The 16,542-nt window shown below is 68.6% G+C and carries 19 protein-coding genes; 9 read left to right on the top strand and 10 right to left on the bottom strand.

What is annotated here, in order from left to right:
* Window positions 1-271 precede the first annotated feature (271 nt).
* Entirely contained in the window at window positions 272-538 is a 267-nt protein-coding gene (locus CF8_RS22580; RefSeq protein WP_010833493.1) for a haloacid dehalogenase, type II, read from the top strand.
* Here the strand turns inward: CF8_RS22580 and CF8_RS12595 are convergent.
* Window positions 522-2,015 (bottom strand): SulP family inorganic anion transporter, encoded by a 1,494-nt coding sequence (locus CF8_RS12595; protein ID WP_051204487.1) that lies wholly within the window; start codon window positions 2,013-2,015, stop codon window positions 522-524. The two genes, CF8_RS22580 and CF8_RS12595, sit on opposite strands and share 17 nt — an antisense overlap.
* 134 nt (window positions 2,016-2,149) lie before the next feature.
* Here CF8_RS12595 and CF8_RS12590 point away from each other — a divergent pair, with 134 nt between their 5' ends.
* From CF8_RS12590 to CF8_RS12565, 7 genes are all read left to right on the top strand, one after another.
* Complete coding sequence (locus tag CF8_RS12590; protein ID WP_232211503.1) at window positions 2,150-2,545, top strand: helix-turn-helix domain-containing protein; 396 nt, start codon at window positions 2,150-2,152, stop codon at window positions 2,543-2,545.
* A gap of 31 nt (window positions 2,546-2,576) precedes the next feature.
* Window positions 2,577-2,738: a hypothetical protein gene (locus tag CF8_RS22045; protein ID WP_156887220.1), complete on the top strand. Its 162-nt coding sequence runs from the start codon at window positions 2,577-2,579 to the stop codon at window positions 2,736-2,738.
* Window positions 2,739-2,785: 47 nt separating this feature from the next.
* On the top strand, window positions 2,786-3,256 hold the full coding sequence (locus tag CF8_RS12585) for a tRNA (cytidine(34)-2'-O)-methyltransferase (RefSeq protein WP_010833490.1): 471 nt from the start codon (window positions 2,786-2,788) through the stop codon (window positions 3,254-3,256).
* Between the two features lie 53 nt (window positions 3,257-3,309).
* Complete coding sequence (locus CF8_RS20990) at window positions 3,310-3,774, top strand: MGMT family protein (RefSeq protein ID WP_010833489.1); 465 nt, start codon at window positions 3,310-3,312, stop codon at window positions 3,772-3,774.
* Window positions 3,775-4,078: 304 nt separating this feature from the next.
* Window positions 4,079-4,951 (top strand): hypothetical protein, encoded by an 873-nt coding sequence (locus tag CF8_RS22040; protein ID WP_156887219.1) that lies wholly within the window; start codon window positions 4,079-4,081, stop codon window positions 4,949-4,951.
* 202 nt (window positions 4,952-5,153) lie between these two features.
* The gene (locus CF8_RS12570; protein ID WP_010833488.1) at window positions 5,154-6,773 is read left to right on the top strand and encodes a putative helicase; all 1,620 of its coding nucleotides are present in this window, start codon (window positions 5,154-5,156) and stop codon (window positions 6,771-6,773) included.
* Window positions 6,774-6,877: 104 nt separating this feature from the next.
* Window positions 6,878-7,210, top strand: a complete 333-nt coding sequence (locus tag CF8_RS12565) for a hypothetical protein (RefSeq protein ID WP_036490923.1) — start codon at window positions 6,878-6,880, stop codon at window positions 7,208-7,210.
* 141 nt (window positions 7,211-7,351) lie between these two features.
* On the opposite strand, the gene CF8_RS12560 is transcribed toward CF8_RS12565, so the two are convergent.
* Together CF8_RS12560 and CF8_RS12555 are read right to left on the bottom strand one after the other, a co-directional pair.
* Window positions 7,352-7,693, bottom strand: coding sequence for a hypothetical protein (locus CF8_RS12560; protein ID WP_036490920.1), 342 nt, complete (start codon window positions 7,691-7,693; stop codon window positions 7,352-7,354).
* 193 nt (window positions 7,694-7,886) lie between these two features.
* The gene (locus CF8_RS12555; RefSeq protein WP_156887218.1) at window positions 7,887-8,705 is read right to left on the bottom strand and encodes an ERCC4 domain-containing protein; all 819 of its coding nucleotides are present in this window, start codon (window positions 8,703-8,705) and stop codon (window positions 7,887-7,889) included.
* 167 nt (window positions 8,706-8,872) lie between these two features.
* Here CF8_RS12555 and CF8_RS12550 point away from each other — a divergent pair, with 167 nt between their 5' ends.
* The gene (locus CF8_RS12550; RefSeq protein WP_010833486.1) at window positions 8,873-9,151 is read left to right on the top strand and encodes a hypothetical protein; all 279 of its coding nucleotides are present in this window, start codon (window positions 8,873-8,875) and stop codon (window positions 9,149-9,151) included.
* 57 nt (window positions 9,152-9,208) lie between these two features.
* Here CF8_RS12550 and CF8_RS12545 read toward each other — a convergent pair whose 3' ends face one another.
* From CF8_RS12545 to CF8_RS12515, 7 genes are all read right to left on the bottom strand, one after another.
* Entirely contained in the window at window positions 9,209-9,694 is a 486-nt protein-coding gene (locus tag CF8_RS12545) for an SRPBCC family protein (protein ID WP_198016847.1), read from the bottom strand.
* Window positions 9,695-9,813: 119 nt separating this feature from the next.
* A complete protein-coding gene (locus tag CF8_RS12540; RefSeq protein WP_010833484.1) occupies window positions 9,814-11,313 on the bottom strand; it encodes a S8 family serine peptidase in 1,500 nt (499 codons plus the stop codon).
* Window positions 11,314-11,396: 83 nt separating this feature from the next.
* A complete protein-coding gene (locus CF8_RS22035; protein WP_156887217.1) occupies window positions 11,397-11,675 on the bottom strand; it encodes a hypothetical protein in 279 nt (92 codons plus the stop codon).
* Between the two features lie 520 nt (window positions 11,676-12,195).
* Window positions 12,196-12,783: a hypothetical protein gene (locus CF8_RS12530; RefSeq protein WP_198016846.1), complete on the bottom strand. Its 588-nt coding sequence runs from the start codon at window positions 12,781-12,783 to the stop codon at window positions 12,196-12,198.
* 460 nt (window positions 12,784-13,243) lie between these two features.
* On the bottom strand, window positions 13,244-13,861 hold the full coding sequence (locus CF8_RS12525; protein ID WP_036490918.1) for a class I SAM-dependent methyltransferase: 618 nt from the start codon (window positions 13,859-13,861) through the stop codon (window positions 13,244-13,246).
* The gene (locus tag CF8_RS12520) at window positions 13,858-14,061 is read right to left on the bottom strand and encodes a YgaP family membrane protein (RefSeq protein WP_036490917.1); all 204 of its coding nucleotides are present in this window, start codon (window positions 14,059-14,061) and stop codon (window positions 13,858-13,860) included. The genes CF8_RS12525 and CF8_RS12520 overlap by 4 nt, the downstream gene beginning before the upstream one ends.
* Window positions 14,062-14,373: 312 nt before the next feature.
* Window positions 14,374-16,536 carry an MMPL family transporter gene (locus CF8_RS12515; RefSeq protein WP_010833480.1) on the bottom strand — a complete coding sequence of 721 codons (2,163 nt, stop codon included), beginning with the start codon at window positions 16,534-16,536 and terminating at the stop codon, window positions 14,374-14,376.
* Window positions 16,537-16,542: the final 6 nt, after the last annotated feature.

Here is a 16,542-nt window from a genome sequence, read left to right as displayed (position 1 = left end):
GGCGCGAGCGCACCCTTCGCCGGGATCGCCGCCGACGTCCTCCGGGCCAGCTTCGCCGGGCTCACCCTCGAGCGCGAGACGGAGGCGGCCGTCCAGCACGTGATGGCGGGCTTCGGGTCGCTGTCCGTGCACGACGACGTCCCCGACGGGTTGCGGGCGCTGGCGGAGCTGCCGGTGCGGCTGGTGACGCTGAGCAACGGCTCGGCCTCCGTCGCCGAGGGGCCTGCTCGACCGGGCCGGCCTGCGCGACCACGTCGAGGCGCTGCTCTCCGTGGAGGAGGCGGGGACCTGGAAGCCCGCCGCCGGTGCCTACGCCTTCGCGCTCGACCGGTGCGCGCTCGATCCGATGGACGCGATGCTGGTCGCCGTACACCCGTGGGACGTGGACGGTGCCGCCCGCGCCGGGCTGGGCACGGCCTGGATCAACCGGTCCGGCGGTCCCTATCCCGAGCACTTCACGAAGCCCGACCTCACCGCGACCTCCCTGGTCGACCTGGCCGATCAGCTGCGCGCGATGGTGGTCACAGCGAGCCGGTGAGCCGCCCGTGGCGCTCCGCGCTGGCGACGTTGAGGCCGGTGATCTCCACCGACTTGCCCTTGCGGTCGTACTTCGTCGTGATCGCGTCCAGCGACGCGACGGTGGAGGCGTCCCAGATGTGGGAGGCGGACAGGTCGATGACCACGCGGTCCGGGTCGTCGACGTACTCGAACTGCGTGTAGAGGTCGTTGCTCGAGGCGAAGAACAGCTCGCCGGTGACGGTGTAGACGGCCGTGGCGTTGCCGTGCTCGTCCTCGATGAGCTCGCGGTGGGTCTCGGTGAGGTGGGCGACGCGGCGGGCGAAGAGGGTCATCGCGACCAGGACGCCGACGATGACGCCGATGGCGAGGTTGTGCGTCGCGACGGTGACGACGACGGTCGAGAGCATCACCAGCGTCTCGGAGCGCGGCATCCGGCGCAGGGTCGCGGGGCGGATGCTGTGCCAGTCGAAGGTGCCGACCGAGACCATGATCATCACCGCGACGAGGGCGGCCATCGGGATCAGCGCGACCACGTCGCCGAAGCCGACGACCAGGATCAGCAGGAAGACACCGGCGAGGAAGGTCGAGATCCGGGTGCGGGCGCCGGAGACCTTCACGTTGATCATCGTCTGGCCGATCATCGCGCAGCCGCCCATGCCGCCGAAGAAGCCCGTGATCACGTTGGCGGTGCCCTGGCCCCAGGCCTCGCGCGTCTTGTCGGAGTGGGTGTCGGTGATGTCGTCGACGAGCTTCGCGGTCAGCAGCGACTCGAGCAGGCCGACGAGTGCCATGGCCAGGGCGTACGGCGCGATGATCCGCAGCGTCTCCAGCGTGAGCGGCACGTCGGGCATGAACAGGGCGGGGAGGCTGTCGGGCAGCTGGCCCTCGTCGCCGACGTCGGGCACGGTGATCGCGGCCAGCAGGGTGAAGCCGGTGAGCGCGACGATCGCGACCAGGGGAGCGGGGATCACCGAGTTGATGCGGGGGAAGCCGACGATGACCGCGAGGCCGACGGCGATCATCGGGTAGACGAGCCATGGCACGTCGACCATGTGCGGCACCTGGGCCAGGAAGATCAAGATGGCGAGCGCGTTGACGAAGCCGACCATCACCGAGCGCGGGATGAAGCGCATCAGCCGAGCGACCCCGGCGAGGCCGAGCACGATCTGCATGAGGCCGCCGAGCAGCACGGTCGCGATGAGGTAGTCGTAGCCGTAGTCGCGCATCACCGGCGCGATGACCAGCGCGATGGCCCCGGTGGCGGCGGAGATCATCGCGGGCCGGCCGCCGAGGAAGGCGATGGAGACGGCCATCGTGAAGGACGCGAAGAGCCCGACCCGCGGGTCGACGCCGGCGATGATCGAGAACGAGATGGCCTCGGGGATCAGCGCGAGCGCCACCACCAGGCCGGCCAGGACCTCGGTCCGGAGCATGCGAGGGGAGCGCAGCGCCGTACGCACCGAGGGCTCGGCAGTGGGGGAGAGGGTCGTGCTCATGGGGCTCCGTTCGTGGCGGGCGATCGTCGTCCGCGGGTCGAGCATGGGCCGGCAGCGCCGGCGGAAGTCTGCGAACACCCTAACTTCACGTTACGTAAGGGTTGGAATCGCCGGCGGTGTGAGATGGTCCACCCGTGACGTCGACTCCCGAGCCCGCGCCCATGCACATCGGCGAGGTGGCCGCCCGCACGGATCTCTCGCTGCGCAGTCTGCGGCACTGGGACGAGGTCGGCCTGCTCAGCCCGTCGGGACGCACGGACGGCGGCTTCCGGCTCTACACCGAGGCCGACGTCGAGAAGATCCTGGTCATCCGCCGGATGAAGCCGCTCGGCTTCACCCTCGAGCAGATGAGCGCCGCGATGCGCGACCTCGAGGCGCTGCGCGACCCGGACGCGAGCGACCGGCACGCTGAGGCCCGGGAGCGGCTCGTCGAGATCCTCGCCGATGCCTCCGAGCGGCGCGAGAAGCTGGAGCGGCAGCTGGCCATGGCGGACGAGTTCATCTCGCAGCTGGGGCAGCAGCTCGACTGACGGGCTCGGCGGTGAGGTCCAGTCTCGAGGAGTGACCGCACGCGACGACCGCTCGAGGCCCAGCCAGGACTACCGCAACCTCCCGCCCGGAGTCGCGCTGGAGGACACCATCGCGCTGGTCGAGCCCGACGCGGTCCCGGACCCGCACGCAGGGCAGAACGTCGAGCAGCATCAGGCCCTGCGCGACGACTGAGGAGCGCGCCGCCCGGGCCTGAGGCACGGTCCGCGTTATCGTGCGGCGTGTTCCACGTGATGTTCCTCGAGCCCCGCATTCCTCCCAACACCGGGAACGCGATCCGCCTGGCTGCCGGCACCGGCGCCACCCTGCACCTGGTCGAGCCCCTCGGGTTCGACCTCTCCGAGCCCAAGCTGAAGCGCGCGGGGCTGGACTACCACGACCTGGCGTCCGTGGTGGTGCACCCGGACCTGGACACTGCCCTGGCCAGCGAGGCGCTGGCGTCGTCGCGGGTCTTCGCGTTCACGGCGAGGGCGACGACGTGGTTCACCGACGTCGAGTTCCGCCCGGGCGACGTGCTGCTCTTCGGGCCCGAGCCGACCGGGCTGTCCGACGAGGTGCTCGGTCATGGGCGTGTCACCGAGCAGGTCCGGATCCCCATGCTGGCCGGCCGCCGGTCGCTCAACCTCGCGAACTCGGCTGCTGTGGTGACCTACGAGGCCTGGCGGCAGCAGGGGTTTGCGGGGGCTGAGTGACGAGAGTGCCGGAAGTCCGGATGGCGTCGATCTATCGCGGATAGCGTCAGCTTATGAGCAGCATCAACCCCGAAGACGTCTTTGCCGCGGTCCGCGCCATCCCGGTGGGCGCCGTGATCACTTACGGCGACCTTGCCGAGCGGGTGGGCCTTACTCGCAATCACGCCCGCGCGGTCGGCAACGTGCTCGGGAGCCGGCCCGACAACGACGCCTGGATGACCACCCCAGCCGAGAACCATGACATTCCTTGGTGGCGAGTCGTGAAAGCTGATGGCACATTGTTGGCCGATCAGGACGACGACAGTCGGCGGTGGGTTGAATGGGCCAAGTCCGTGCTGGTGAGCGAGGGCGTGGCCTTCACGGCCGATGGACGGGTGGCCAGCCTCGCCACTGCCCACCGCCGCCCGAGCGGCAGTGGTACGCGCACGTCCCAGGCGAAGCCGCACCGCGAGCCCGAACCGTGCTGGAGGCACGAGACCATTCAATACTCCTGTCGAGACTGTGCGCCGAGTCACTAGGTCCAACGCAGTGGTCGTCGAACTCAATCGCGTTCTGCGCCGTCTGTGGTGTGCCAATCCGCCCGCGTGTGCCTTGAAGATCTGCCCCGTGGGGCTGTCTCACTACATCGGAGATACCAACGGGTCGCTCCCGGGTGTTGTCGACCCAGTTATGGCCTTGAACGGCTCCTCCCTGGGCGAGGCGAGAGCGCGGCAGCCTGAGCCCCAGGAGCCAGTGCGGAGGCAAGCAATGGCATCGTTTGCACGAGCGGACGACCTTGCCCAGATCCGCACAATTGGGGCCTCTGACGGTCATACTCACGGAGTGTCCACGGCCAGCAGGTTCCGTTCGACTGCAGCGTTGCTCGCTGTTGGCCTCCTTGCCAGTTGTGGCGGCGACAGCACGGACGGCCTCAGTGACTCGGGTGCAGCTGGGGTTGAGTCGCGCCAAGACCCGCGGATCCCAAGTCCGGTATCCGACGCACCGGATGCCAGAGCCACAGCGCTGTGGTGGGATGAGACGGCAGAAGCAGAGGGTTCCGTAGGGCGGGTCTGCGGACCGCTGGCTGGGGCCGATGAGATAGACGAGGGGCTGTTTCTCAACCTCGGCCAGGACTATCCCCGGAATGACCGGTTCACGTTCGTCATCTGGAGCGCATCACTCGCTGAGCTCGCAGCGGAGGTGCGCCCTGGCGCAACGCTCTGTGCTTCAGGTCTTGTCACGCTCTTTGAGGGTGTTCCTCAGATTGAATTGGCCCACCCATCTGCCGTCGAAGTCATAATCGAGGCTGAGGCTCAAGACGAAGCGGTGTCTGAGGCAGAGGACCTCGTCTACTTCGAGTGGGCCGAGTACCCATATCAGCGACCACCAGCTCTTCCAGGAGAAGTCGCCTGGGAGAACGCTGCTAACAGGGCGGGATCGGTTGACCTCGTGTGCGGCCCACTTGCCGGGTTTGACGATCAAGACGGTGGCGTGCTGATTTCGCTTGGGAATCCGTATCCCAATCCCAACCGGTTCATGCTCGCCGTCCAAGGGTTCACGGAGGAGGTGGTGGACATGCATGGTGAGTATGTTCCGACTGTGTGCGGCGGGGGCGAGATCCAGGTGCATGACGGGATCCCCGCGATGGTCATTACGCCCAACGACGCTTGGTTCAAGGCAGCCAACGGATCACTTTTGTCCCTCTTCGCGCAGTAGTCGTGGCCCGTTAGCAGGCTGCGGCCGACCGCGCTGCACGTGGGCGAGGCGGCACTGTTCGTGGACGAGACCCCGATAACGTCCGGGGATGGCCAGCCCTCGACGATCCAGCGCTCGTCGACGGAGCACGTCCCCGGGCCGCAGCGGCACGCGACAGCAACAGCGACCGTTCCCGAACGCGGGGCCGGGGGAGCGGCTGTGGGTGCTCGACGTGCCGTACGGGATGCAGGTCGACGGCGCCACCTGGCACCCTGCCGTCAAGACCCACCTGTACGTCGGGCGCGCCTTGCCCGCGCACCTCGCGCCGTACTCCCCGGGGCCCTACACGCTCGGTCGCTTCATCGAGAACAACCTCAATCCTGACGATCCGACTCCCGACCGCAATCCGACCGACGAGCTCGAGCCCCGGAGGATCCAGTTCGAGGCAGCCGATGCGATCGCGGAGCGCGCCGCGGCGGACGGACGGCTGTTCCTGCTCGCTGACGAGCCGGGCGTGGGCAAGACCATCTCCGCGGTCCTCGGGGCAACGGCCGTGGGCGACCTGCGCGGTGCGCGACGGGTGCTCGTCGTGGCCGACCGGCCCGCCGCGATCACGATCGGCCACTGGTGCCGCACGATCACGGCCCTGGGGCACGGCGGGCTGGAGTGGGTCGTGATCACGTGGGACCGGCTGGAGAAGGTCAAGGACCACACCTGGGACGTGATCATCGCGGACGAGGCGCACGCGCTGCGCCGTACGACGACGAAGCGATGGAAGCTCTGGGCGCGGATCTCGGGACACGGGAGGCCGCACGACAAGGCGCCGTTCGTCATCGCGACCACCGCGACGCCCGGACACACGCCGCTCGAGCTGCCCTACCTTGCGCCGGCCTATGCGCAGGTGCTCGGCGAGCCGATGAAGGACTGGACCTCCACGACCAAACCCGGGGACGCGTTCACCGCCGCGCTCGAGCGCCACGGTGTCGGGGTGGAACAGGGACGGTACGGCGCGACGTGGACCACCGATCCGGCTCGGCGCGCGGCGGACCTCAAGCTGGTGCGCGGCTGGCTCGACGAGGAGCGGCCTCCGGCGATGCTGCACCGCGCCGCGCCCTGGGGGCCGGTGCCGATCTCCGGCATGCCGGTGGCGCTCACGCCGGGGGAGCGGGCGGCGTACGAGGCCGAATGGGGGGAGTTCTGTCGTGAGATGGACATCGCCCGGCGCGGCCGCAATGTCGCGAAGGGTCGGGCCGCGCTCCTGCGCTTCCGGCAGAAGGCTGGACTGATCCGTGTCGACTCGACGGTCGCCTGGATCGCCCAGCAGGTCGAGGCCGAACGGCAGGTGGCGTGCTCGGTCGAGTTCGTCGCGACCGCCGCTGACCCGATCGCCGACCGGCTGCGTGACTCCGGCATCGAGGTCGCCTCGATCTACGGCCGCGACAGGTTCGACGCAGAGGCCGAGCGGCTCCGGTTCCAGACCGGGGAGGCGAAGGTCTGCGTCTTCACCACGGTCGCCTCGATCAGCCTGCACGCCGGCGAGACCCTCGCCGACGGCAGCCAAGCGAGCACGGAGCCGCGGGTCGGTGTCTTCCACCAGGCCCGCTTCTCGGGCATCGCCGGACGGCAGGTCACCGGCCGCACCCACCGCGACCACCAGGTCTCGCCGTGGCACATCGCCTATGCCGAGGGCACCGTCGAGGAGCAAGTCGGCAAGGTGATGGTGGAGCGGATCGCCGCCGCCTCCGACACGGTGGGAAGCGACACCACCGGGCTCGCGGACCTCGCTCAGCTCCTTGGATCGGACTGGTTGCCCGTCACGACGTTGACTGAGGGCGGCGCCTGACTGGGCGTGGGCTGGGGCCGGACATCGGCGGCTGGAAACTACTCGTGGCGAAGCGCTGCATTCCGCCGCTTCCGGGACGCGGTGGAGGGTGCTTTGATGACGTTGTGAGTGAACCCGTCGATCGCGGTCCGAAAGCCGTCGGAGAGCTCTTTGAGCGTGAACCTTTTCAGTGGGGTCTCCGCGGTGATCCGCTCGTCTGGCGCGCGATGCAGGATCGCCTGGCGGTAGTTGACATGCCAGAGTCAGTGTTCGAGTTGGACGACCTTTTGAGGGACACCTTCCGAGCTGTAGTCGGCGAGGACGTCAACAACCTCGACATTGACGTTTTGCACCGCGAACAGTTCGAGGCAGGAGGGATGTCCTCAGGTCAGATTCCCTTCTCCGCGTGGAGAGAGCGGTTGATCCCCATTCTGATCGATCGCAGCCGACTGAGTTGACTCAATCGTGACCGGGTGCCGCCCTGATCGCGTGCAGCCTTTGAGACCTCATCGGACTGAACGGCCACGTGTCTGACAGCGTCTATCCGCCGCCTGAGGCTTCACCGAAATATCCGCTCAGGTCGAGATGGGTGCATTGCTTCAACCGGCGAACGAGTAGGTCGCATGGGACTCAACCCACGCACCCACGTCGCGTTCTGCCCAGGTGTTGTCGTCAGGTTCGGTGTCGCACAACTCGACGTGGACGTTTCCCGATGACTCCCACTTCTGCCCGATGTACCGGAGTTCGAGCACGACGAACACCCCGGTCCGTTGCTCCCGCTTGCCGCGTACGTCGCCGGTGGCAGTCAGAGGCTCGTTAAGACGAACCACACAGGCAGGCTGAGTGTCTTGACCGGGAATCCACTTCTCGATCTGCCCAGTCACTTGATGCATGCCGCCCAGCCACTGCGGCTGGAAGTCGTAGCCACCGTTGATTGCCACCGCTGTTCCCCTGGGTCGTTGCACAGCCTCATGCTGGCAGCCCAGGCGGGAGCGACGCACTCATTTGGCCGCGACGAGTGCGTCTATCCGCCGCTTGTGTGCCGCTCCGGGGCGACCTGCCCGCTGGATGGCCTGCCCGGGTGTGTCGATGTGCCGCCGAGCGAGCTCGATCCGGCCCTAACGGAGATCTCGGTCACTTGGATGTTGCTGACACCTCACCGGTGAGGCCGTCGATCAATTGAGTTCCGGCAGCAGCCGAATGCAGGGCGCGCAGTGCGATGGCTCGACGGTCGAAGGATTGCACTTCCGCGCCTGGAGTGGGGTCGGTGAGGATCCAGCGGCGCGCCGGTCGTGCCCCGCGGGAGGGCCGACCGGGTTCTGGCTCGCGGTCGACGATTGCGACATACCCGCCGTGCATCGCTTCCGCGAGTCGAGCAGCACGCACCGTCCCGATGCCGGGATGGCGACGCAGACCCTCGGGCGCGGCCGCGGCGACCGCGGCAAGACTGCCGTACGAGGCGAGCAGGCTGCGGGCCATGGTGGTGCTGATCCCCGGAACCACGGAGAGCATCGCCTCAGCCTGCGCGGACGGGTGGCGCGGTGCGCGGCGCGGCCCACCGGCGTGAGTGGTCGGGCCAGCGCGGCGGGCACGCTTGGCGAGTCGAGTGATCCAAGCCGCACTGTCCTCGGCGTCCAGGCTGTGCAACACGGTGAACCCGTCCTCGACCAGTCGGCACACCGCTCCGCGCCAAGCGTCTTCGGCGATCCCGCGCGGTTCACCCTCCACCATGAGCACAGACTGGGCGAAGGCCGACTGCAGACGTACAGCCTGCTCGAAGATGCGTCCATCGCGGATCGACGCCCCCAGGTCATGCGGGCCCTTGCGCTCGATCGCCAGTCCGGGACCGAGCACGTAGTCGCCCACCGGCAGATCGGTCAGTCGCACGTCAAGGCCGGCTGCGATCAAGGCCTCGGGGATCTCACTGCTCCGCTCTCGGTAGTCGACCAACACCGGACCTACCTCGACCACGCCCCCAACGGTACTCGCCCGCCAGTTGCGGACCGCGGCCGCGAGCGACCTGGCGCCGGAGCCGGCGACGCTCGGGTCGTCGTTCACGAATGCAGCCAGCCATGACCTACAGGTGCCGTTTGCCGCGGATGACAGGTAGCGTCGCGAAGATGCCGGACGACCGCATCATCGACGACATGGTCCACGAGTCCGCCCTCCAGCTGTGGGCAGCCGCGCAGACGGACTTCGATCCCTTCGAGGTGCCGCCCGAGGAGTGGGGTCCGAACGTCGTCCCCGTCCGCGACGCCGACATCGCCCACGACACGCGGCTCCATCTTGGTGTCGTCCGCGAGTCGCTCGAACGGCTGGACGGAACGCGCCTCGTCGTTGGGCGTGAGGCAGGTGACCTGATGGTGAGACGGGTCGTCCCGGACGACGTGGCCCTCTGAGGATTGCTCAGCGCCCAAGCATCCGGCCGATGAGTCCGGCATCGCAGTCATCCGGCACTACGTCGCCGGAGGAGGCGCCACCGAGGCGAAGTGCGCGCGCAGCCGTCGCTGTCGATGCTTGAAGAAGGCATCGACGAACCTCGCCAGGATCGCGGCCATGCCCGGAACAGGCAGACGAGGCTCAAGGATCACTCGGTCGCTCACCCTCGTGCCACCCGGGACAGGAGTCAGCGTCCGCTCGTGCTCCCAGTGCCGCATGCTCAACATGGTGGAGCGCTCCAGAAACCGCTTGCCCGGCTCGAGCTCGACGATGGTCAGGTGGTCGTAGTCGAAGGGGATGAGCCCGAAGAGTCGAAGCCAGGCGCGGCCAACGGGCCGCCCGAGCGGAATGGTCTCGATCGTCAGCCCCGCTGTTCCCCGCGGCATGCGCATGGTCATCCAGGGGCGCATCTCGTGGTTGATGCCCTCCGCGTCAACGACTCGAGCCCACACCGCGTCAGGAGTCGCAGCAACCTCCACGTCGTTCTCGACGACCCTTCTCACGGCATCCACCCGTCCCTCCCTCAGCACGGCACAGCCTCGCACCAGGCGCCGTCCTGACCGCACGACCGGCCGTCGAGCGGACTCTTGGAAGGTGAGCCACCGCCGCTTCTGAGGTGCGGTCAGCGCCTCTTCTTGGTCAACGTGAGGGCGTGGACGCAGGTCAGCGCGGCCTTGGTGTCGACCATGCCGAGCCCGGAGTGGATGTCGAAGCCCGGGGTCATCATGTCGACGGCTGTCGAGAGCAAGCACTGCTTCGCCTGGGCAGGGGTTGCCGCAGGGTTCGCCTGGAGCATCAGTGCCAGAACGCCGGAGACGTGCGGTGAGGACATCGACGTACCAGAGATGCAGAAGTAGCCGGGCTGCTGGATCTCGGCACACTCGGTCAGCGGGGCGAGCACGGACGGCGACAGGGCGGCCATGATCGTGTCGCCGGGCGCCACGACGTCGACCTGCGGGCCGGTGCCGTCGGCCGCTCCTCGGCTGGAGAAGCCCGTGATCTCCTGGCCGGGAACACAGCCGGACGAGTCCACGGACTTGCAGGCAGCGCCGACGAGGACGGCTCCGTTCGCGGCATCGTGGTAGCCACCGATCGTGCCGGGCTCGGGGCCGGCGTTGCCGGCGGAGAAGACGACGTGGATGCCGTTGTCGACCACCGAGGCGATCATCTGCGACATCGCGTCGAAGTCGGTCGGCTCGCCGCAGTCCAGTCCGAGGCAGTTCGGCTCGGTCGGGAGCAGGCCCCAGGAGTTCTGGGTGATGTCGATGCCGTACTCCTCGCGGTGCCGGATGGTCCAGTCGAAGGCGGCCAGAGCAGCCTCCTCCCAGTCGAGGTCGTCGACGATGCCGAAGCCGGGGGTCGCGACCCGCATCGAGATGAAGTCGACACCCGGCGCGACGCCGGCGAGGTCCGGGCCGCCCTGCGAGGCGGAGAGACTGCCGTCGCCACCCACCGTGCTGGCGACGTGGGTGCCGTGACCGATCTCGTCCTGGAGCGCCAGGGTGCCGGTCGACTCGGCGTACGCATCCCACTGGTCAGCCGTGAAGCCGACCTGCTGGGCCGCCTCGGCGTAGGAGAAGTTGAGGCCCTTCACCACGCGGTCGCCGAAGTCGGGGTGGGGAGCGAAGATCCCGGAGTCGAGAACCGCCACGGTCACGCCCTCGCCGGTCACGCCCGGCCGGGTCCCGGTGACCCGCTTGCCGTCGACCCGAGTGGTGTACGTCGAGGGCTGGTCGACGCCGAGGGCGTTGATCTGCCCCTTCGAGGCGTAGAGGTATGACACCAAGCGGCGCTGCGGCTCCACCGAGATGACGCCCGGCAGGCTGCTGAGCACGTTGACGACCGGGAGGTCCGCCGTCACCGCGACGGCTGCGATGGTCGGCAGCTCGATCGCCCGTTCCACACCCAGGTTGCGCAGTGCGTCGAGCGTGCCCGCCGGGACCACACCGTCGAAGGCCACGATGACCTTCCCGTGTCCTGCCTCGTCCGTCGGCACGGAGGGTACGGCGATTGCCGTCAGCTCAGGAATCGCTCCTGCCGACACCGGGGCGATGAGCGCGGTAGCGGCGCCGGTCGTGAGAGCGGCGACGAGCGCCGCAAGACGCCGAGTGGGTCGAAGCATGGGGTGGACCTCCGTAGCGAGTGGTTGACCTTCCAACGACGCGCGCCCCCGGCGGTTATCAATGTGGGCTAGACATCGAGCGGTCACTCCATCGGGACGGGATCGTCCGCTTCCGCGAGGCCTGCCTGGCGGCGTGCCTGGGCATACGACGGACGGCGCAGCAGTGCTGCCACCGGATAGTGCTCCAGCCCGTGGGGCGGACTGTCCACCGGTTCGAAGTGCGGCTCCGGCACGGGCTCGTCCGTGACGGTCAACGTCCCGACCCGATGCCAGGCCCCACCCGGACGGGACCAGGCGATCTCCCAGTCCTCCGACCCGGCAGGCCGCAACCGCACCAGGAGCGGGCCCGTCGGTGTGCGCATCGGGAGCAGGGTCGAGCACGTGCCCTCGCTCCGCCGCGGCACGAGCAGGTGGCGACTCACCATTCCGTCACCAGTGCCAGCCAGCAGAAGGTCGCCCCCGAAGTTGTTCTCGCCCATCCCACCGCCGGTACCTCCGCCCTCCGAACCACGGGGCAGTCGGACGGCGACGCCCTCGATGTCGGGCCACCCGGACGGCAGACCGACCGCGCGGCTGTGCCGCACTTGGCACGGCCGTTGGCCCAGGTCGTCCAGGCAGGGCACGCCCGTGGGTGACGGTCCGCGGGTGTCGATGGTCCAGGAGGCGTTCCGGGCCTCGCCACGGGGGTGCAGGGGGCGTGGTCGGCCGCGCCCGTACACGCGGTTGATGAGGACAGAGAGCACGACGCCCCCCAGAGCGGCGACGTGCTCCACGGCACCTGACGGTGCAGCTGTCGGTGCGGACCGGTCCGGAATCGAGCGCTTCACTGCCATACCTCACTGTAGGCCGACCCGAAGAGCTCGCCAGTGCTCTCGCGCGTTGTCAGCCGACGCCTCGCGGATGGACTTCGACCACGTAGGCGTCGTGATCGGAGATCCGGGTCTCGCTGTCGAACGCTCGATACCGCTGCGCAGCACCCGTCACCCAGGTCGTCGGGACGGCGATGTGGTCGATGCTGAGGAGAGCGTCGATCTGGTGTGGCGAAGAGGCCGTGGGCACATGCAGTCGCAGCCGTTCGACCGCTTCGAGGATCGAGGCTCGTCCGGCGATGGAGCCGGTCCATTCCCGCCCGGACAGGGCGTGGTTCCAGTCGCCGCCCCACACCTCGGGTGCCGCGGCTTCCAGGGCAACGACGGCGGTGTTGGTCTTCTCCGCGGTGTTGACGCCCACCCAGAGATCACGGGTGCCACAGGAGCGCCAAGGCAGGATCGAGGAACAGAAGCGGATGCCCTCGATCTCGGCCATGGCCGAGGCTCCGTGCGGGTCGGGCAACGGCCGCATCGGAAGGCGGGACGCGACTGCCGCCCAGCGCCGCTTGAGCGTCATCTCCAGACATCCCAGGTGCAGATCGTGCGCCGGGAGATCGACGCGCTCGGACACCTCGGTGAGCAGCAGGACGTCGCAGTCCATCGTCTCGATGAGGGCGAGGTGTCGGGCGTCCCAGCGCCCCGCCAGGTTCCAAGTTCCGATGCGCACGGTTGCAGTGTGGCGTCACGCGGCGCCGGGGGAGGCCGATCGTGAAGATGCGCCAATGACGAACGGCGGCCACCCGGGTGGGTGACCGCCGTACGACGTCAGTGCCTTGGTTTCGACACGCTCGTTCCTCGCTGCTCAACCAGCGGCAGGTTGCTGGCTGACTCCATCACCGGCGAGACCAGCGGGGAGGCGAGCCTCAGATGTCGTAGTACTGACTGACTCACCCATGCTGACCTGCGCAAACGTCGAGGTTGGCCGGCTGTTTGTACCGGATGTGTAACAGGCTACCGCGTTGCTCTGGGCGTCCCCGGATGAGTGGGAGCGCCTAGATTGATCTAGATGTCAGCCGCTTTCTAGATCGGCTGAACGTCGCCAGCCCGGGGAGTCGCGCAGATCAATGAGAGCCATCCGTGCGCCGAGCGCTGATCCAGGTGAACTGCTGCTCGGAGCCGCCGGGGGTGCGGTGGATCCGCGTTTCGGCATGGGTAAGGGTGAAGGCACGCGCGACGAGGGCGGCGAGGTCCTCGGCGGAGTGGCGGGCCGTCGGCAGGCCCGAGCAGGACGTGGGTCCGTCGGGGCCGAATGTGGCCAGGACCAGCAGGCCGCCGGGGGAAATGGTGCGGGCGGCCAGGTCGACGTACGCCGCGTGGTTGGCCGGCTCGGTGAGGAAGTGGAGTACGGCTCTGTCGTGCCAGGCGTCGTAGGTGCGCGAGGGTTCCCAAGACAGGACGTCGCTGACGACGTAGGCGACCCGCCCTTCCGCGGAGCCGAGCCGTTCGCGCGTCACTGCGAGCGCTTCGCGGGAGATGTCGAGCACGGTGATGTCGTCGCGGCCCTCGGCGAGGAGCGCGTCGGGGAGCCGGGACGCGCCGGCTCCGATGTCGATCACCGAGCCGGGCTGTTGGCGCAGGAGCTCCACGGAGTGGGTTGGCGTCTCTTCGAACCACGACACCGTGTCGAGGTCACGCGACGCGAAGACAGCATCCCAGTGGTGAGAGCCGTCGTCGCTCATCGGAAGGCGCACCCGCTGCTGACGCCGAGCCGGCGGAAGATGACGGCCGCGGGGCAGAAGCCGGTGATGGACGACTGGAGCAGGTTGAGCCCGACGAAGGCGGTCAGCAGCAGCCACCACGGTGACACGAGCGCCACCAGCAGGACGCTGAGCAGGGTCATGGTGCCGGCGAGGAGGAGAACGGCGCGGTCGAGGTTCATCCCTTGCCTCCGAAGAGGCGGCTGAAGAACCCGGTGCCGGACTCGTGGGGGTGGCCGGCGCACCGGTCGGCGCGAGGGACGCGGGCGAGGACCTGGTCGACGTGCTGGCCGCAGCCGGCCCAGGTGGTCTTGCCGCACTTCTTACAAGTGACTGCTCGGCACATGGTGGAGCTCCTTTGGTTCGGGTGATCGTGCGGGAGGGGTGAGGGTGGTGAGTCTGGAAGGGGAGGTGTGGTCCGGACCCCCGTGGGGTCGGGCGCCCGGACCACGTGCCGCGGCGCAGGGGGATACGCCGCGGCGGTCGAGGAGCGCTCAGCCGTGCGAGAACGTGATGGTCGGCAACACACGGCGAAGCCAGGCCGGCGACCACCACGCCGCCTTGCCGGTCAGGCGCAGCATGACCGGCAGCAGCACGAGCCGCACGAGGAAGGCGTCGAGGAGCACAGCGACGCCGAGCACGATGCCCATCTCCTTGGGGGGCAGCGGGCCGGAGAGGGCGAAGGTGAAGAACACCGCGACCATGACCGCGCCGGCGGCGAAGATGACCCGTCCAGAGTGGGCGAGCGAGCCGACCATCGCGTCCTTAGGGTCGCCCGAGTGCTCGTAGTGCTCCTTGGCCGACGCGAGCAGGAAGACCGTGTAGTCCATCGCGATCGCGAAGATCATGGCGAAGAAGAACACCGGGGCCCACGCGTCGAGGAAGCCCTGACTCTCAAAGCCGAAGAAGTCAGCGCCGATGCCTTCCTGGAAGACCAGGCGGGCCACGCCAAACGCCGCAGCCGTCGACAGCAGGCTGGCCAGCGTGCCGAGCAACGAGATCAGCGGCGCCTGGAGCGCCACCAGCAACAGCAGGAACCCGAGCACGAGCACGACCCCGATCACGAGCGGCGTGGATTCGTCGAGCTGGGCCTTGAGGTCGAGGTTCTCCACCGCCGCGCCTCCAACGAGGGCGCTCGACGGCAGGTCGGCGCGCAGCCGGTCGACGGTGTCGTTGAGAGCGGGGTCGGACGGGTCGACGGTCGGAACGGCCTGGATCAGGACCAGTCCGCTGTCGTCGGCTGCCGGCATTGAGGGCATTGCTCCGGCGATGCCGGGGTCGGAGGCGAGCACGGTCTTCGCGGCGTCGGCGTCGGAGGCCTTCATCACGATCTGGAGCGTGCCGGGCGCACCTTCGCCGAAGGACTCCTGGACGAGGTCGTAGCCGACGCGTGCGCTGGCGTCCTCGGGCAGGACCTTGATGGAGGGCATGGCGGTCTTGAGGCCGATGATGGGTGCGGCGAGTGCGAGCAGCACGATGAGTGCGCCCAGGCCCCAGACGAGGGGGCGCTTCCAGAGTCGCTCTCCCCATGCGGCGAACTTCGGGGAGCGGTGCTCGCCCGTCTTTACCCAGGGCAGGGACAGCTTGTTGATCTTGTGGTCGAGCTTGAACAGCACCAGCGGGAGCAGGGTGAGGGTTGCGGCCAGGACGAAGACGACCGAGAGCATGATCCCGCCGGCCATCGAGCGGAACGACGGCGAGGGCACCAGCATCACCGCCGACAGCGAGATCAAGACGGTAGCGCCCGAGAGCAGGACGGCCTTTCCGGCGGTGTCCATGGTCTCGGCGACCGCCTGACGCGCGGAGTTGCCGGAACCCATGCGGGAGGCGCGGTAGCGCACGACGAGGAACAGCGCGTAGTCGATGCCGAGCGCGAGGGCGAACATCATCGCGAAGTTCATCGCCCAGATGGAGACCGGGACGAGCTCGTTGATGAGGACCAACGATCCGGCGGAGGCGACGAGGCCTGCGAGGGTCAGGATCAGGGGAAGGCCTGCGGCGACCAGGGCGCCGAAGGCGAGCACCAGGATCGCCATGGTGACGGGCCAGGAGACCATCTCGGACTTAAGCATCGCCTCGAGGTTGGCCTCGTTGAAGTCCGACCACAGCAGCGAGGACCCGGTGGGGTTGACCTGGATGCCCTCGACCGAGAGGTCCTGGAGGTCCCCCTTGAGGTCGGTGGCGACCCGGACCATCTCGTTGGTGTCGGCACCCGCGCCCGCAAGGATGATCGCGGTGCTGCCGTCCTGGCTGATGGTCGCGCCGGGCATCGGCGCGATCACCTCAGCGATGCGCGGTTCGGCCTCGAGCATCCGGGTCACCTGAGCGAGGACCTCGGCGCCGGGGCCCTCGGTGACGGGTCCGTCGGTGGAGTGCACGACGACCTGGATGGCCGAGGAGGCGTTACCGCCGAAGCTCTCTTGGGCGAGCTCGCGGGCGGCGACGGACTCCGAGCCGTCGGCCTGCCAGCCGGCGCCGGACAGGTTGTGCTCGACCTGGGGAGCGAAGGCGCCCAGGCCCACGATGAGCAGCAGCCAGACGCCGGTGACGAGCTTGGCGTGGCCGCTCACCCAGAGACCGAGGCGGCCGAGGGGTCCGGGGCGGAAGCCGGGAGTGAAGTCGGGGGCGCCCTTCGACGGGGCGGTGGTGGTGCTCATGGATGT

The organism is Nocardioides sp. CF8 (assembly GCF_000389985.1).
Lineage (GTDB): Bacteria > Actinomycetota > Actinomycetes > Propionibacteriales > Nocardioidaceae > Nocardioides > Nocardioides allogilvus.
This window is presented reverse-complemented; position numbering and strand designations above follow the sequence as displayed.